The following is a 14,547-nucleotide window of genomic DNA, read 5'->3' as shown; positions in this document are numbered from 1 at the left end:
GTTTAAGCGCACCGGGAAAATCCGCACGCCCTGCAGACAATGCATCCCCCCTCGTGTTCCACCGACGCGCCGCAGTCCGGACAGGCGCCCATTTCCTGCAAGGCGGACTCCACGTTGGCCTGTGCCTGGTGGTTGAGCACCTTGGCGATGGCATCGGTGCACGACAGGATCTGTTCTCCGTTTTGCCAAATGGGCGACGGGCAGCGGATGCCCATGAGTTGGCGGATGATGGCCTCTATGCGCACGCCGGACCGGAGGGCGAGCGAGATGAGCCGGGCCGTGGCCTCGATCTGGGAATAGGCACAGCCACCGGCCTTGCCCATCTGGGCGAAAACCTCGCAGAAGCCGTATTCATCCCGGTTGATGGTGACGTAGAGCTTGCCGCATCCCGTGTTGATGCGTTCTGTGGCCCCGATGGTCTTGTCCGGCCTGGGACGGGGTTCCACCTGGGGATATTCCGGTTCTTTTTGGATATTGAGAACCTGCGCATCCCGGCTTCCGTCCCGGTAGATGGTCAGGCCCTTGCACCCGCTCTTGTAGGCCTGGAGGTAGGTGTCGTAGACGTCCTGGATCGTGGCCGAGTGGGGGAAGTTGATGGTCTTGCTCACCGCGTTGTCCGTGTGGCGCTGGAACGCGGCTTGGATCCGGATATGCCATTCGGGGCTCACATCGTGGGCCACCACGAACACACGGCGCACCTCTTCCGGGATCTCGCTAAAATCCTGGATGCTGCCTTTGGAGGCGATCTTCTTCATGAGTTCCTGGCTGTAAAAGCCTTTTTCTTTGGCCGCCTTTTCAAACAGCGGGTGCACCTCCAGAAGTTCTTCCCCGTCCAGGACCTTGCGCACGAAGGTGACGGCGAAGATGGGTTCCACACCGCTGGAGCATCCGGCCAGGATGCTGATGGTTCCGGTGGGGGCGATGGTGGTGGTGGTGGCGTTTCGCATGGTGGGGGTGCTGGCGCCCATGGCCGGATCGTGGATGGATCCCTTGAAATTGGGAAAATTGCCGCGGGTCTTGCCCAGTTCTGCAGAGGCCGCCTTGGACTCCTTTTGAATGAAGGCCATGACCTCCTCGGCCGTTTCCACGGCTTCCTCGGAATTGTACGGGATGCCCAAGGACACCAGCATGTCCGCAAAGCCCATGACGCCCAGGCCGATCTTGCGATTGGACAGCGTCATCTCCCGGATCTTGGCCAGGGGGTATTTGTTCACATCGATCACGTTGTCCAGGAAATGCACCGCTTCCCAAACCACCTCTTTGAGGTGTTCGTAGTCGATGCGGCCGTCTCGAACCATGTGCGCCAGGTTGATGGACCCCAGGTTGCACGACTCGTAGGGCAGAAGCGGTTGCTCGCCACACGGGTTGGTGCTTTCGATCAGGCCCACGTGGGGAGTGGGGTTGTCTTTGTTGATGCTGTCCAGGAAGATGACCCCGGGCTCGCCGTTTTTCCAGGCCGACTCAACGATCTGGTCGAAAACCTTGCGGGCCGAAAGACGCCCCGCTTTTTCACCGCTGCGGGGGTTGATCAGGTCGTAGTCCTCGTCCGCCTCCAGCGCTTTCATGAAGGTGTCCGTGATGGCCACCGAGATGTTGAAGTTGGTCAAGCGGTCGTTGTCATGCTTGCACGTGATGAAGCGTTCGATGTCCGGATGGTCGACCCGCAGGATGCCCATATTGGCACCGCGGCGGCGCCCGCCCTGTTTGATGGTGTCCGTGGCGGAATCGAAAACGGACATGAAGCTGACGGGCCCGCTGGCCACCCCGTTGGTGCTCTTGACCACATCCCCCTCGGGCCGAAGGCGTGAGAAGGAAAAGCCCGTGCCGCCGCCGCTCTGGTGGATCTTGGCGGCGTGCTTCACCGCTTCGAAAATCTCCTCCAGGGAATCGCCCACGGGGAGCACGAAGCAGGCCGAAAGTTGGCCCAATTCCGTGCCGGCGTTCATGAGCGTGGGGGAATTGGGCAGGAAATCCAAGGCGGTCATGAGGTTGTAAAAGCGAACGGCCGTATCCTCCACCTCTTCGGCCGTGGCGCCGTAGTGGGCATCCGCCTCCGCAATGGCCCGTGCCACGCGCCAGAAGAGCTCCTCGGGGGTTTCCACCGGCTCGCCCTTGTGATCTTTCTTTAGGTAGCGCTTGCGAAGGACCACGTGGGCATTGGAAGAAAGTTTCGGTTTTGCTTTGGGAACCGCTGGCTGGGATCGTTTGTCTTTCTTCATCTTTGCCTGAGCCGACTGTGTCCTCGAAGAGGTCTCGCCGGTTGGAGTGCTGACCGTAGACGCCGTGGGCGCGCCTGCTTCGTCCATCATCATCGATCGCTCCATACACTGGGGTGTCAAGGTGTTTGCGTTTAATTTTAACGTTTTAGAAGGCCGCCCGTGAATGGCCTTTCGGCTTTTTGGGGATTTCTAACCAATTGAAATTCCAATGGGCCATGGGGCTCTTTGTTGACTTCTCAGACTGCCTCCAGGAGTTTGTCCGAGAACGCCCAGGTTGCTCCCTTCTTGTGCGGACGGAAGCTCGAAGCCACCAGGCGGGCCCGTGCTGCCGCCCTGACTTTGCGGTAGTAGGGGCGGGTTCCGAACCCGTCTCGACAAAGCTTAAAAACATCACATGGCACAGTGGAGTTCCATTTGTCAGAAAGGCCAACAAGAAGCCGAGGGGCCCTTGTCACACAGCCTCCTAAAATTCTGCTTATGGACGGCCATCATAAGCCAAAAGGGACGACGCTCCAATACATAATTAGTTCAATGAAGTTCATCGGTTAAGCCTAACAACTGAAAACTTCGATGGATTCCTTCCTCCGCAGCGAGGCGGGGCGTCAGGCGGCGGTTGATTTCCTTCGACCATTGTGCGAAAAGCCCAGGTGCACACCGGCCGCCACTTTATGGGCGTTTTGGGCTTCCCAAGGGCACCGGGGGGCGAAGTGGGCCGGGCGACCAATGAAACCCCCATTGGCCATCGATCCTTCCTGGCCGTCAAGAGGAAGAATCCATGGGTTGGCGGCGTTGTGGGCGCGCGCTTTGAGGGGATCATCGGCCGAGGCGTTCTAGGACAAGCTCCTGAGGATAGGTGAATGGAAATGAACAAATCGATGGATGAAGTCTTTCTGGTGGACACACACGCCCACCTGGACTTTCCCGAACTGGTTCACGACCTGGAAGGGGTCTTCCGGCGATGCGCCCAGGCGGGAGTGGACCGGATTGTCAGCATCGGTATCGATCCGGCCACCAGCGCCAAGGCGGTTTCGTTGAGTCAAGAGCACTCCTTTGTGTTCGCCACGGTGGGCCTACACCCCCATGGGGCCAGGCAGCTGGGTGAAGCCGATCTGGAGCAGATGGCCGCTTTGGCTCGAAACCCCAAGGTGGTGGCGTTGGGAGAGATAGGACTGGACTATTTCCGCGATCGCCAGCCTCGGTCCGTCCAGAGGCGGTGCTTCGGCCAGCAGTTGGAGCTGGCGGCCAAGATGCAGCTTCCCGCCGTTTTCCATGTGCGGGACGCCTTCGATGACTTCTTCCGTGAGATGAGTCCCTGGGCCCCCCAGTTGCCGCCCAGCGTGCTCCACTGCTTTTCCGGGGACTGGGATGTGGCGAAAAGGGCCTTGGATCTGGGACTCTACCTCTCCATACCCGGGACCGTAACGTACAAGAACGCCGCCGCCCAACAGGAAGTGGCCCGCAAGGCCCCCCTGGATCGACTGTTGGTGGAAACGGACGCTCCCTTTCTCACTCCCGTGCCGTTTCGCGGCAAGCCCAATGAACCTGCCTTGGTGCGCTACACCGCCCACCGAATCGCCGAGCTGAGAGGATGTTCCCTGGAGGCGGTGGCGCAGGCGACCACCCAAAACGCGTACCGGGTTTTCGGCCTTGCGCGATGGGAAACGGGGGAAAAGGCCTGATGCACGAGGCGCATGGTGGGCCGCCGGCCCTTTATCGCACCAGGGAGGCTCTCATCCTCGCGTCGGCGTCTCCCCGGCGCCGGGAGCTTTTGGCCGGCCTGGGGCTTCACTTTCAAACAGTGCCCAGCGATTTTGAGGAGCCCCCCCTTGGGGATCGGCCCATGGACGAGATTGGTGCTGTGGCCGCCTCCAAGGCCCGGGAGGTTTCTCGAAGGTTCCCCCGGGCGTGGGTGTTGGCGGCGGACACCAGTGTGGTGATGGGGGGCCAGGCGTTCGGCAAGCCGGAAAACCCGGCGGAGGCCGCAAAGATGCTGCGCCGGTTGAGCGGACGAACCCATGAGGTGCTCACGGCCGTGAGCCTGGCACGCCGGGAGAGGGGCTTTCTCCGAACCCAGGTGGTGAGAACCCGGGTCTCCTTTCGCCATCTTCGGGAGGAAGAAATCCAGGCCTATGTGAGAACCGGCGAGCCCATGGACAAGGCCGGGGGATACGGCATCCAGGGGCTTGGCGCCTTCCTGGTGCAGCGGGTTCATGGGTCCTACACCAACGTGGTGGGCCTTCCCCTGGCGGAGACGGTGGAATTGCTGATGGGATGCGGCGTCATCGAGCCGTCGGAATAGAGCGTAACAATAAGGGGCATGGGAGGAGTGATGGAGACGATACGAGCAAACCTGCAACGCGTCCAGGATCGCATCCGCAATGCCTGCCTTCGGTCGGGAAGGGACCCGGCCTCGGTCCGCCTCATCGCGGTCTCCAAGACGGTCGCCCCCGAAAGGATCCGTCAAGGCGTCGCCGCTGGGCTGAAGGTATTGGGAGAGAACTACGTTCAAGAGGCGCTTCGCAAGATGGACTCCCTGGCGGACTTGGATCTGGAGTGGCACTTCATCGGTCACCTACAGACCAACAAGGTCAAACACGCCATCGCCCGTTTCCATTGGATCCAGACGGTGGATCGGGTGAAGCTGGCCCGGGAGATCGATCGAAGGGCCTCTTCCCTGGGTAAGAGGATGCCGGTCCTGTTGCAGGTCCGCCTGGGGGGCGAAGAGACCAAGGCGGGGGTGGATCCCGAGGAGCTTCCCAAGCTTTATGACGAAGTGAGCCGGATGGATGGGGTGGAGGTTCGGGGACTCATGACCCTGCCCCCCTACCTGGAAGATCTGGAAGCGGTACGTCCCCACTTTAGCGGGCTGCGTCGGCTTCTCCAGATGCTGCGGGACAGAGCCTCCGATCCGGATCGGTTGACAGAACTTTCCATGGGGATGAGCCACGATTTCGAGGTGGCGGTGGAAGAAGGAGCCACCATGGTGCGAGTGGGGACGGCTCTGTTTGGGGCTCGCCCCCAGTAGGCAGGAGTTGAAACGCCCCAGGAAGCCGGCACCCTGGGTGGCCAGCGGGTGATGGGAGGGGCGTTTGTTGCCGGCACAACCAGAGTTCCGGCATCCGTCCCGCCGGATTGCCTGCGACGCCACGCCCGAGCGGGGCCGCATCAGGCCTGGGAGGCGTGGATGCGCTGTCGAACCGCTTCGGCTAGGGCGATGGAGGCGGCGCTGGCCGCGTTCAGAGATTGGACAGGTCCCAGCGCCGGAATCTTGGCCAAAATGTCGCACTTTTTCTTCACCAGCGCACGAAGGCCGCTGTGTTCGTTTCCCACCACCAGCCCCACCGGCTGGGTCAAATCCACATCGAAAAGAGATTGGTCACCGTCCAGATCCAGCCCGATGAGCCAGATGCCCGCCTCCTTGAGCCGATCCATGGCGCGAGCCAGATTGGTGACCCGCGCCATGGCCAGATGAGCCGGCGCGCCGGCCGCGGCCTTGAAGACGGTCGGCGTGACATGGGCGGATCGGTCCTTGGGGAGGACCACACGAGAGATTCCGAGGAAGCAGGCGCTTCGCAGAATCGCTCCCAGATTCTGGGGATCCTGGATGCAGTCCAGGATGAGCCAGGGACGGGAGAGGGCCTCTTCGTCCATCAGCAGCTCCTCCAGGCTTGCGTAGGGGAAGCGGCGAGCCCGGAGCGCGATGCCTTGGTGGTTTCCGAGACCGAGGATCTGGGAAAGGGCCTTCTTGTCCACGAAACGAACGGGAATACGGCGATCCTGGGCCATGTTCACCACGGTTTGGATCCTGTCGTCCCGGCGGCTGTGGAGCAGTTCCAGGGTCAGTTCCGCATGGGTGAGCAGCCATTCCCGCACCGGATTGACTCCGTAGATCCATAAGGGCTGTGGCGAGGATTTGGGGGATTTCTCCGCCATGGAGTGCTTCCCTCCATGCACCCGCCGCTGGCGGGCGTAAGGCATGTCAGGGGGTTTCCAGAAGGGAACGCAGCGCAGGTGCCGAGCGCCTTCGCCGGCAGCGGCACGCCCTGAAGATGGCTGCAAGATCCTGGACCGCCTCGTCCAGTGCGTCGTTGACGACCAGATAATCGTACCACGGAGCCTCTCGCAATTCCGATCGCGCAGCTTCCAAGCGCATCTCCAACTGCTCGGGGGACTCGGTGCCCCGAGCCTGCAGGCGTTGGCGCAAAACCTCCATGGAAGGGGGAAGGATAAAGATGGTCGTGGCGGATGGGTGGTGCACCCGGACCTGTCGGGCCCCCTGCACGTCGATCTCCAAGAGAACGTCCCAGCCTGCATGCAGCCATTCCTCCACGACCCGCCCATCCGTTCCGTAGTAGTTACCGTGCACGCGGGCCCATTCCAGAAAGCGGCCGCTGCGGATCCCGTCTTCGAATTCCTCCCGGCTGAGGAAAAAGTAGTCCGTTGCGTCTTCTTCTCCGGGCCGAGGCGACCGTGTGGTGCACGAAACCGAATAGCGCAATCCGGGCACATCCTGGAGAACGCGCCGCAAAAGGGTCGTCTTTCCCACACCGGAGGGGGCGGAAACGACGAAGAGGTGTCCCGGGGTCTTGGCTTGCATCCTACTTGCCGCCCTTTGCGGATCCAGCGTCCCGGTGACCGTGGTCTTGGGTGAGCCGCTGGGCGATCGTTTCGGCCTGAACGCCCGAAAGGATCACGTGGTCGCTGTCCGTAATGATGATGGAGCGGGTGCGGCGCCCCATGGTGGCATCGATGAGCTTATTGGCCTGTTTGGCGTCTTCCTTGAGCCGCTTCATGGGGGCCGAACTGGGAGAAACCACGGCCACAATGCGGTTTGCCACCACCGTGTTACCAAAACCGATATTGAGTAGTCTGATCTCCATAGGGGGTCCTCATTCGATGTTTTGCACTTGTTCTTTCAGTTTGCCGATTTCGTTCTTCATGCGAACAACGGCCTGGGAAATGCCCAGTTCGTTGGTCTTGGAGCCGATGGTGTTGACCTCCCGGTGCAGTTCCTGGGTGAGGAAGTCGAGCCGACGGCCTTCCGCCGCCCCTTCTCCCGAAACCAGATCCCGAATCTGGCCCAGGTGGCTGCGCAGGCGCACCAATTCCTCGTTGATGTCCAACCGGTCCAGCATGAAGGCCACTTCCTGCAGGAGCCGGTTTTCGTCCAATTCCCCTCCCAGGTCCTGGAGCAGGCTTTGGACCCGTTGCCGGAGCCTTTGAGCCAGCTCCTTTTGCACGTCTTCCTGGCGACCGGCCACAAAAGCCGTGTCTTCCTCGATGGCCTGGACGCGTTCCAAAATGTCACGGGCCAGAGCGGCCCCTTCCTGCACGCGCATTTCCACCAGCTGGTCCAAGGCTTCTTGGGTGGCCTGGCGCAGATTGCGCCCCAACTGCTCCATGTCGTGGGTCTCTTCGGGGCTCTCATAGAGGCTGGGCATGGTCAGAAGATACTCGAGCCGAGGCGGCTCGGAGCCCGGCAGGGACAGGTGGAGCTGGTGCAGTTGCTGCCAGTAGTGGCGGGCCAGGGTCTGATCGAGGCGGGGGGCCTTGAGCTCCGTGGCCAGGGGGGCCACCTGGATGTGGGCCTCCACCCGCCCCCGGTGCACCCGGCGCCGCACTTCTTCTCGAACAATCTCTTCCAGTTCCAGAAGATTCTTGGGGAGGCGCACGAGCAGATCCAGATGCTTACCGTTGACGCTGCGAAGTTCCACCTGGACGCGATACAGATCCCCTTGGGCGATCCCTTTGCCGTAGCCGGTCATGCTGCGTATCAATCCATCTCCTCCATGAGAAAAGTCTTGTGGGTTGGGGGCGCCCCTCCGCGCTGCACGAGTAGGATGCCTCGCAGCAACCCAAACAGATAGCGGGTTTGCTTGGCGGCGTAGTCCGGATAGGTCCAGGGGAGAGGATGATAGCGTCCGTTTTTGAAGATGAGGGTGAGGTCTGCGTAGATGCCATCCCGCAGGTAGATCCTGTGGGTGTAGTTCTTGCCCGTGGCCAACACCAACCGTTCCTCACTCAACAGGCCGGGATCGATGTTGGCGCGCCGGGAACCGCCATGGGCCAAGGCGGCTTCGATCCGGTTGGTGGCCAGCTTGATGGAAGCCAGCTCCCCGGGATCCACCAGGCGCTCGAAGCTGCCGAAGCAGCGCACGATTCCCGCACCCATTTCCTTCTCGTAATAGTTGGAGAAGGTGAACGGTTGCGACCGGCTCACATGGTCCAGGGGACCGAAGCGCTCCTGCAAAGCGGTCAGGACCGGTCCTCTATCCTGCCCTGCGGCCAGCAGGAGTCCGAACACCAACTTGCACGGCTTGGCGGGAGACGGAACGCTCACGGTTCCCTCCGGCTTCCATCGTTCAAGGCCTCGATCAGCTGGTCCGCCCCCACCGTGGCAGTGCCCAGCTCGCCCACCACCATACCTGCGGCCACGTTGGCCAGGATGGCGGCATTGCGCATGTCCAATCCGGCGGCCAGGGCCAAGGCCATGGTGGCGATGACCGTGTCACCGGCTCCGGTCACATCGAAGACCTTGCGGGCAACCGTTGGGATGTGAAAGGGAGCGGCGCCCCGTTCGAAGAGGCTCATGCCATCGGGGCCGCGCGTGATCAGTACCTTGCCGCAGTCGAACCGGTCCAGGAGGGCTGCGCCGGCCTGGAGGAGACTGGCTTCATCGGCGATGGTAACGCCGGACATGGCGGAAGCTTCTGCGTTGTTGGGGGTGATCAGGTCCACTGCCCGGTACGCATCGGCATTCTTCACCTTGGGGTCCACCAGGATCGGTACCCGGTGTGTTGCTGCCAGAGCCCGCACGGTATCCATCAGTTCCGCAGTGATCAGCCCTTTGCCATAGTCGGATACCACCACCACTTCCGCGTCGGAAAAATGGGCCGCCAGGGAGTCGATGATGTGCCTGTGTAGGGAGCGCGAGGGCGGATGGGGATCTTCCCGGTCGAATCGAACCACCTGCTGATGATGGGCGATGATGCGGGTCTTTTGCGTGGTGGGGCGCTCGGGGGTTCTGACCAGGCCGGTGGTGGGAATGTGGAGATCTTCCAGTTGCCGCAGGAGCTCACGGCCCGCAGCATCTTCCCCGATCAGTCCCACCACGGACGGCCGCCCGCCCAAGGCAGCGATGTTGTGCACCACGTTGGCGGCACCGCCCAGAAGCTGGCTTTCCCGGCGCACATCCACCACGGGGACGGGGGCTTCCGGTGAGATGCGCTGCACGTCCCCCCAGATGAACACATCCAGCATCACGTCGCCGATGACGAGGACGCGACGGCCGGGAAAGCGTTGAATGCCGGCCTGGAGTTCGGGAAAACGGCGGGCCAATGGCGTGGGTAGAGCGATCATAGTCGGCGAGCTCAAGAAAGAGGCTTGGCTTCGTCAATCAACATGATAGGGATGCCGTCACGGATCTCGTAGAGCAAACGGCATTGATCGCAGATGAGCCCGTCCTCGGATTCATTGAGTCGAACGGAATGCTTGCACTTGGGGCACGCCAAAATGTCCAGCAGTTCTTGTTGGATAGTCATGAAGGCCCTCGATCAGGTCTAACGGTTGAGAAACTTGATCTTGTTTTCCAACTCGGCGTCGCCGTCTTCTTTCTCCATATCCAGGAGTTGACGGTAGGTCTCAATGGTGGAACGGAGTTTGGTCTCCAGCTGTGTGCGCTGGCGTTTGAGCTCGTGAATATCCTCGTGGAGCTGAGCCAGGCGCTGATGGGCCGTCTGCAGGATCTTTTCGGCCTTGAGCTCCGCATCGGCGATGATCAGCTTGGCTTCCTTTTCCGCATTGGCCTTGATCTGCTCCGTGGCCTTTTGGGCGTTGAAGAGCACGTTGCGAATGGCCTTTTCCCGATCCCGGTGTTCGGCGTTTTCCTTGCGGAGCTGGTGCAGCTCCTTTTCCAGCTCCTTACGGTCCAATTGAAGCCGGTGCAGGTCTTCGGCCAATTGGTGCAAGAAGAGCTCCACCTCGCGCTTGTCGTAGCCGCGCCAGGAGGTGCGAAACCTTTTGTTTTCGATGTCCAGGGGTGTCCAGTCCATCTGGAGCCTCCTTGTGCGAGAGGCCGTTCACTCTTAGACCCTCAAGACCAGGGCCATTTCCCTCAATGAAGGAACCAGAAAGTTTTGTAGGAAGATGAGGATCAGGATGACGATCATGGGCGAGAAGTCGATCCCGCCGAAAAACGCCGGGATTCTGCGTCGGATGGCATAGAGCACGGGCTCGGTGATGCTGTAAAGAAACCGCACAATGGGATTGTAGGGATCCGGATTGACCCACGAGAGGATGGCTCGAGCCACGATGACCCACATGTAGGTGGTGAAGACGATGTCGAGAATCCTGGCCAGTGCGAACAATAGATTGCTTAAGATGAACATGATTTTCCGCCCTTTTTAGGGATTTTCCTGGAGATTGAGACACGCCTCATCTCTCGTTACCTCAACCGTCAAAAAATACAGTTTTGGGGTGAAGATGTCAATGAACAAGCCAGATCGCCTGAATTCATCGGATTTCAGGGCAAGACATCCCCTCGTCGCCTGTTCAAAGCTCGAAAACTCCCCCGTCCATGGGAGCCGGGCCCGGGAAGATCCTCATGGTGTCACTCCCTTGCCGCGGAAGGGTCGGCGGATGCTCTAAAAACGGGAGGCGGGGAGGCGATCTTCACGGGCCCCAAAGACCTCCTGGGCCGAGATCAAGTGGGCGGGGTTTGGTCTGGGCAGGAAGGCGGTGAGCCGTTTGCCCTTGGGGTATCCTTTTCGGAAGGGACGGGGACCGCGGGTTGGGCCGGTGTGGGGCTGCAGCCGGACGGGGTGGTGGCAAAGGATCCGATCAGGATCCCGCCGGCCAGGAGTCCCAGGCCCACGGCGGCGGTCGGCCCCACGCCTTCCCCAAGGATCAAGAAGGCGAGCAGGGACGCTCCGATGGGTTCCCCCAGGGTGAGAATGGCCACCGATGTGGCGGAAAGATGGCGCAGGGCCCAATTGAAAGAGGAATGGCCCAGCAGCTGGGGTACGAGGGCCAGTAGGATCATGGCGCCATAGGTCTGAGGGGAAAAACCGTGCAAGGGTGTTTGGGTGAGGAGGGCCAGCAACAGCAGCACCAGTGCGGCCGTTCCATAGGTGCCGACCAGATAAGAGATGAGAGGCATGCGCGGCCGCAGGGCCCGACCCGCCAGGAGGTAGCCGCTGGCCATCAAGGCGCCCAAAAGGGCCAGAAGATCGCCCTCCAGGGATTCCTGCCCGGATTGTGAATCGGAGGCGCCCACGACGGCGCTGCCCACTACGCAGGCTGCGATGCCGATCCACAGCCAAGGGCGTGGTCTTTCCTTAAAAAGGAGGGCGGAACAGAGGGCGGTGAAAAGGGGACTGGTGCTCACCAGCGTGACGGAACTGGCCACCGTGGTTTTCTGGACGGATTCGATCCAAAAGACAAAGTGCAGGGCGAGAAAGGTGCCGGAAAGGATCAGGATCCACCAGGAAGGTCCGGGGTTGGAGCGGGCGATGGAAGAAGGGCCGCCAGCCCATAGATGCCTGGGCAGAAGGACCAGTGTGGCCAAGGCGACCCGGTAGCACGCAATGGTCAAAGACGGGGCGTCGGCGAACCGGATGAGAATGGAAGCGCAGGAAATGGCAAGAATGCCCATGGTGATGACGGCGGCCAGGGTCAAAGAGCTGGGCCGCTTGTGGGGTAAGGCCGCATCGCGGGCGACCTGGGACGGGAAAGATTGGGGAGGGGACACCTGGGATGCCATCATGCCATGCCGTTTGGGGTTGGTGTGGAGTGACTATCCTCTCGGAGCTTGTCTGACAATGGCCTCTTGGCCTTTTGTGGCTTTCTGACCAGTTGAAATGCCACGGGCCCCGGGGTGCTTTTTGAATTCTCAGACAGCCTTGGTGGGGCGGGTTCGGAACCCGTCCCTTGTGCTGAAACGCCAGGCCTGCAGTACGACCCCAGCCGGTAGCCCCATGCGTTCGTCCGCACAACAAGGGAGCAATCTGGTCGTTTTCGGACAGGCTCCTAGCATTGAAAGCAAAACCATTTGCCTTCTTGTGTTGGGCCGTGTCAAGGTCTCGGCATACACGGCTGCGAAAAGGTAACGGGATCATGCATCCGGCAAAGGAGCTTGATATGGGCAAGACGCCTCGGGTCGGCGGCGGCAAGGAGGTAAGCAAGGGGGCGATGCTCAAAGCGGCCGTCCTCGTGGTCTTTGTGGTCGTAGCGGCCTTTGGGGTGCGCCACACGGAGATCAGCCGATATCTGAGCCCGGCGTCTTTGGAGGGTGTGCTTGCGGCTGCCGGAAGGTGGGCCCCGGCCGTGTTCGTGGCCTTCTATGCCTTCGGCGTCTGTGTGTTCGTGCCGGGCACGGTGCTCACTGGCTTGGGGGCCCTGATCTTCGGCCCCTATTGGGGCTTCGTCTATGTGTGGCTGGGGGCCATGCTGGGGGCTTCGGTGGCCTTCTGGATTGGCCGAACCCTGGGACGGGATTTCGCCGCCTCCCTGATCGGGGACAAGCTGCGTCGCTATGACGATGCCATCGAAAGAAATGGTTTCGCCACCGTGCTCTATCTGAGGCTCATCTACTTTCCCTTCACGCCCATGAACTTCGGGATGGGGCTCACCAAAGTCCGTTTTGTCGATTACCTGGCGGGCACGGGGCTTGGTATTTTGGTGGGGACCTTCATCTTCACCTTCCTCATCGGGACCCTGAAGCAGATTTGGGCCGAAGGGCGATGGCAGGATTTGGCCACCCCTCGGGTTCTTGGGGCCGTTGCCCTTTTTGTGGCATCCTTTTTCATCCCGCTTGTGGTGAAAAAGTTGCGCGGGGAAGGGCGGCAACAAGGGGAATAGCCAATCGTCTTTGTAGTGTGGCAGGGGGAGTGTGGGGGGGAGGGCGCCTAAAAACGCCTTGACACGGGATCCGCTGGAGTGGTACATGGAAGAGCTCGAGTGGGCTGGCGTAGCTCAACGGTAGAGCAGCTGATTTGTAATCAGCAGGTTGCGGGTTCGAATCCCATCGCCAGCTCCAGATGAGTGAACGGGGCGGGCAAATTTTTGCTTGCTTTTGAAAAAAGCCTGTGATAGCTAGGGGCGCCTTTGCAGCCCGGACGGTGCAAGGGCGCGAAGTTGTGGAGAGGTTCCCGAGTGGCCAAAGGGAGCAGACTGTAAATCTGCCGGCGAAGCCTTCGGAGGTTCGAATCCTCCCCTCTCCACCAAACTTCCACACATGTAGGAGATGGTGGCAGCGCAAGCGGGCCATTGTCGTTCGAACTACATGGAATCGCCGGGGCCACAACGGTGCTGAAGGTGCGCGCGCAGTGCCGGCGTTGAGAGGTTCCCGTAATTCGAGCACAATCCCGTCATACGTCTCCGCCCAGCGAAGGATGGGCCCACGTAGCTCAGGAGGTAGAGCACTTCCTTGGTAAGGAAGAGGTTCACCGGTTCGAGCCCGGTCGTGGGCTCCATTTTTTTTGCCTTCTTTCTCGCAGGGCAAACTCTGCCGCAATCATCCCCTGCAGTGTGCCGTCGTGAATCCGACCTTGGGTGGGCTTGGATTTTGTCTGTTGGATTTCGCGTTTTTGCAGACATGAAGGTGAGGAGGAAGTGCGATGTCGAAGAAGAAGTTTGAGCGGACGAAGCCGCATTTGAACGTGGGGACCATTGGTCACATCGACCATGGCAAGACGACGTTGACGGCGGCGATCACGAAGCAGCTGGGGCTTCGGGGCAAGGCGGAGTTTGTGCCCTTCGATGAGATCGACAAGGCTCCGGAAGAGCGTGAGCGCGGCATTACCATTGCCACGGCCCATGTGGAGTACGAGACGGAAAAGCGTCACTATGCGCACGTGGACTGCCCGGGTCACGCGGACTACATCAAGAACATGGTCACGGGTGCGGCGCAGATGGACGGGGCCATTTTGGTGGTGGCGGCCGACGACGGACCCATGCCCCAGACGCGGGAGCACATTTTGCTGGCCCGTCAGGTGGGTGTGCCGAACATCGTGGTGTTTTTGAACAAGGTGGACATGGTGGACGATCCGGAGCTGATCGAGCTGGTGGAGCTTGAGCTTCGGGAGCTTCTGAGCAAGTACGGATTCCCGGGCGACGAAGTGCCGATCATCCAGGGTTCGGCGCTGAAGGCTCTGGAGACGGACGATCCGGAGAGTCCGGAGGCGGCGTGTATTTTTGAGTTGATGGACGCGGTGGACAGCTACATTCCGGATCCGGTTCGGGATGTGGACAAGCCGTTTTTGATGCCCATCGAGGATGTGTTTTCCATCAGTGGTCGCGGCACGGTGGTGACGGGTCGCGTGGAGCGCGG

The 14,547-nt window shown here is 60.8% G+C and carries 16 protein-coding genes and 3 tRNA genes; 8 read left to right on the top strand and 11 right to left on the bottom strand.

Going from position 1 to position 14,547, the window contains the following annotated elements:
- Window positions 1-2 precede the first annotated feature (2 nt).
- Window positions 3-2,219 (bottom strand): vitamin B12-dependent ribonucleotide reductase, encoded by a 2,217-nt coding sequence (locus B9A12_RS13955; RefSeq protein WP_084058721.1) that lies wholly within the window; start codon window positions 2,217-2,219, stop codon window positions 3-5.
- Between the two features lie 857 nt (window positions 2,220-3,076).
- On the opposite strand from B9A12_RS13955, the gene B9A12_RS13950 reads away from it, so the two are divergent.
- Genes B9A12_RS13950 through B9A12_RS13940 form a run of 3 tightly spaced genes read left to right on the top strand, consistent with a single transcriptional unit; the run spans window position 3,077 to window position 5,244 of the window.
- The gene (locus B9A12_RS13950; RefSeq protein WP_084058720.1) at window positions 3,077-3,898 is read left to right on the top strand and encodes a TatD family hydrolase; all 822 of its coding nucleotides are present in this window, start codon (window positions 3,077-3,079) and stop codon (window positions 3,896-3,898) included.
- A complete protein-coding gene (locus B9A12_RS13945; protein ID WP_084058719.1) occupies window positions 3,898-4,518 on the top strand; it encodes a Maf family protein in 621 nt (206 codons plus the stop codon). Before B9A12_RS13950 ends, B9A12_RS13945 begins: the two co-directional genes overlap by 1 nt.
- A 30-nt stretch (window positions 4,519-4,548) precedes the next feature.
- The gene (locus tag B9A12_RS13940; RefSeq protein ID WP_084058718.1) at window positions 4,549-5,244 is read left to right on the top strand and encodes a YggS family pyridoxal phosphate-dependent enzyme; all 696 of its coding nucleotides are present in this window, start codon (window positions 4,549-4,551) and stop codon (window positions 5,242-5,244) included.
- Window positions 5,245-5,384: 140 nt separating this feature from the next.
- On the opposite strand, the gene rlmB is transcribed toward B9A12_RS13940, so the two are convergent.
- From rlmB to B9A12_RS13890, 10 genes are all read right to left on the bottom strand, one after another.
- Window positions 5,385-6,152: a 23S rRNA (guanosine(2251)-2'-O)-methyltransferase RlmB gene (gene rlmB, locus B9A12_RS13935; protein WP_170920618.1), complete on the bottom strand. Its 768-nt coding sequence runs from the start codon at window positions 6,150-6,152 to the stop codon at window positions 5,385-5,387.
- A 46-nt stretch (window positions 6,153-6,198) separates the two neighbouring features.
- Entirely contained in the window at window positions 6,199-6,816 is a 618-nt protein-coding gene (gene gmk, locus B9A12_RS13930) for a guanylate kinase (RefSeq protein ID WP_084058716.1), read from the bottom strand.
- Window position 6,817: 1 nt separating this feature from the next.
- Window positions 6,818-7,099 carry an extracellular matrix/biofilm regulator RemA gene (gene remA / locus B9A12_RS13925; RefSeq protein WP_084058715.1) on the bottom strand — a complete coding sequence of 94 codons (282 nt, stop codon included), beginning with the start codon at window positions 7,097-7,099 and terminating at the stop codon, window positions 6,818-6,820.
- A 9-nt stretch (window positions 7,100-7,108) separates the two neighbouring features.
- Complete coding sequence (locus B9A12_RS13920) at window positions 7,109-7,996, bottom strand: YicC/YloC family endoribonuclease (protein WP_139796644.1); 888 nt, start codon at window positions 7,994-7,996, stop codon at window positions 7,109-7,111.
- Window positions 7,993-8,559 (bottom strand): DUF4416 family protein, encoded by a 567-nt coding sequence (locus B9A12_RS13915; RefSeq protein ID WP_084058713.1) that lies wholly within the window; start codon window positions 8,557-8,559, stop codon window positions 7,993-7,995. Before B9A12_RS13915 ends, B9A12_RS13920 begins: the two co-directional genes overlap by 4 nt.
- Window positions 8,556-9,593, bottom strand: a complete 1,038-nt coding sequence (rfaE1, locus tag B9A12_RS13910; RefSeq protein ID WP_212636953.1) for a D-glycero-beta-D-manno-heptose-7-phosphate kinase — start codon at window positions 9,591-9,593, stop codon at window positions 8,556-8,558. The genes B9A12_RS13915 and rfaE1 overlap by 4 nt, the downstream gene beginning before the upstream one ends.
- A complete protein-coding gene (locus B9A12_RS13905) occupies window positions 9,590-9,760 on the bottom strand; it encodes a Trm112 family protein (protein WP_084058711.1) in 171 nt (56 codons plus the stop codon). The genes rfaE1 and B9A12_RS13905 overlap by 4 nt, the downstream gene beginning before the upstream one ends.
- A gap of 18 nt (window positions 9,761-9,778) precedes the next feature.
- Window positions 9,779-10,270, bottom strand: a complete 492-nt coding sequence (locus tag B9A12_RS13900) for a DivIVA domain-containing protein (RefSeq protein ID WP_084058710.1) — start codon at window positions 10,268-10,270, stop codon at window positions 9,779-9,781.
- Between the two features lie 33 nt (window positions 10,271-10,303).
- Window positions 10,304-10,606, bottom strand: a complete 303-nt coding sequence (locus B9A12_RS13895) for a YggT family protein (protein ID WP_084058709.1) — start codon at window positions 10,604-10,606, stop codon at window positions 10,304-10,306.
- Between the two features lie 314 nt (window positions 10,607-10,920).
- Complete coding sequence (locus tag B9A12_RS13890) at window positions 10,921-11,982, bottom strand: DMT family transporter (protein WP_084058708.1); 1,062 nt, start codon at window positions 11,980-11,982, stop codon at window positions 10,921-10,923.
- A 374-nt stretch (window positions 11,983-12,356) separates the two neighbouring features.
- Here B9A12_RS13890 and B9A12_RS13885 point away from each other — a divergent pair, with 374 nt between their 5' ends.
- The 5 genes from B9A12_RS13885 to B9A12_RS13865 all read left to right on the top strand — a co-directional run.
- Window positions 12,357-13,076: a TVP38/TMEM64 family protein gene (locus B9A12_RS13885; RefSeq protein WP_084058707.1), complete on the top strand. Its 720-nt coding sequence runs from the start codon at window positions 12,357-12,359 to the stop codon at window positions 13,074-13,076.
- A 103-nt stretch (window positions 13,077-13,179) separates the two neighbouring features.
- A tRNA-Thr gene (locus tag B9A12_RS13880) sits at window positions 13,180-13,254 on the top strand.
- Between the two features lie 102 nt (window positions 13,255-13,356).
- A tRNA-Tyr gene (locus B9A12_RS13875) sits at window positions 13,357-13,441 on the top strand.
- Window positions 13,442-13,613: 172 nt separating this feature from the next.
- Window positions 13,614-13,690, top strand: a tRNA-Thr gene (locus B9A12_RS13870).
- A 144-nt stretch (window positions 13,691-13,834) separates the two neighbouring features.
- On the top strand, window positions 13,835-14,547 hold a 713-nt coding region (locus tag B9A12_RS13865), incomplete at its 3' end, for a GTP-binding protein (protein ID WP_139796643.1).

The sequence above is a fragment of the Desulfacinum hydrothermale DSM 13146 genome, assembly GCF_900176285.1.
GTDB classification, from domain to species: Bacteria; Desulfobacterota; Syntrophobacteria; order Syntrophobacterales; family DSM-9756; genus Desulfacinum; species Desulfacinum hydrothermale.
Note: the sequence above shows the minus strand (reverse complement) of the source record. Positions and strands in the feature narration are given on the sequence as shown.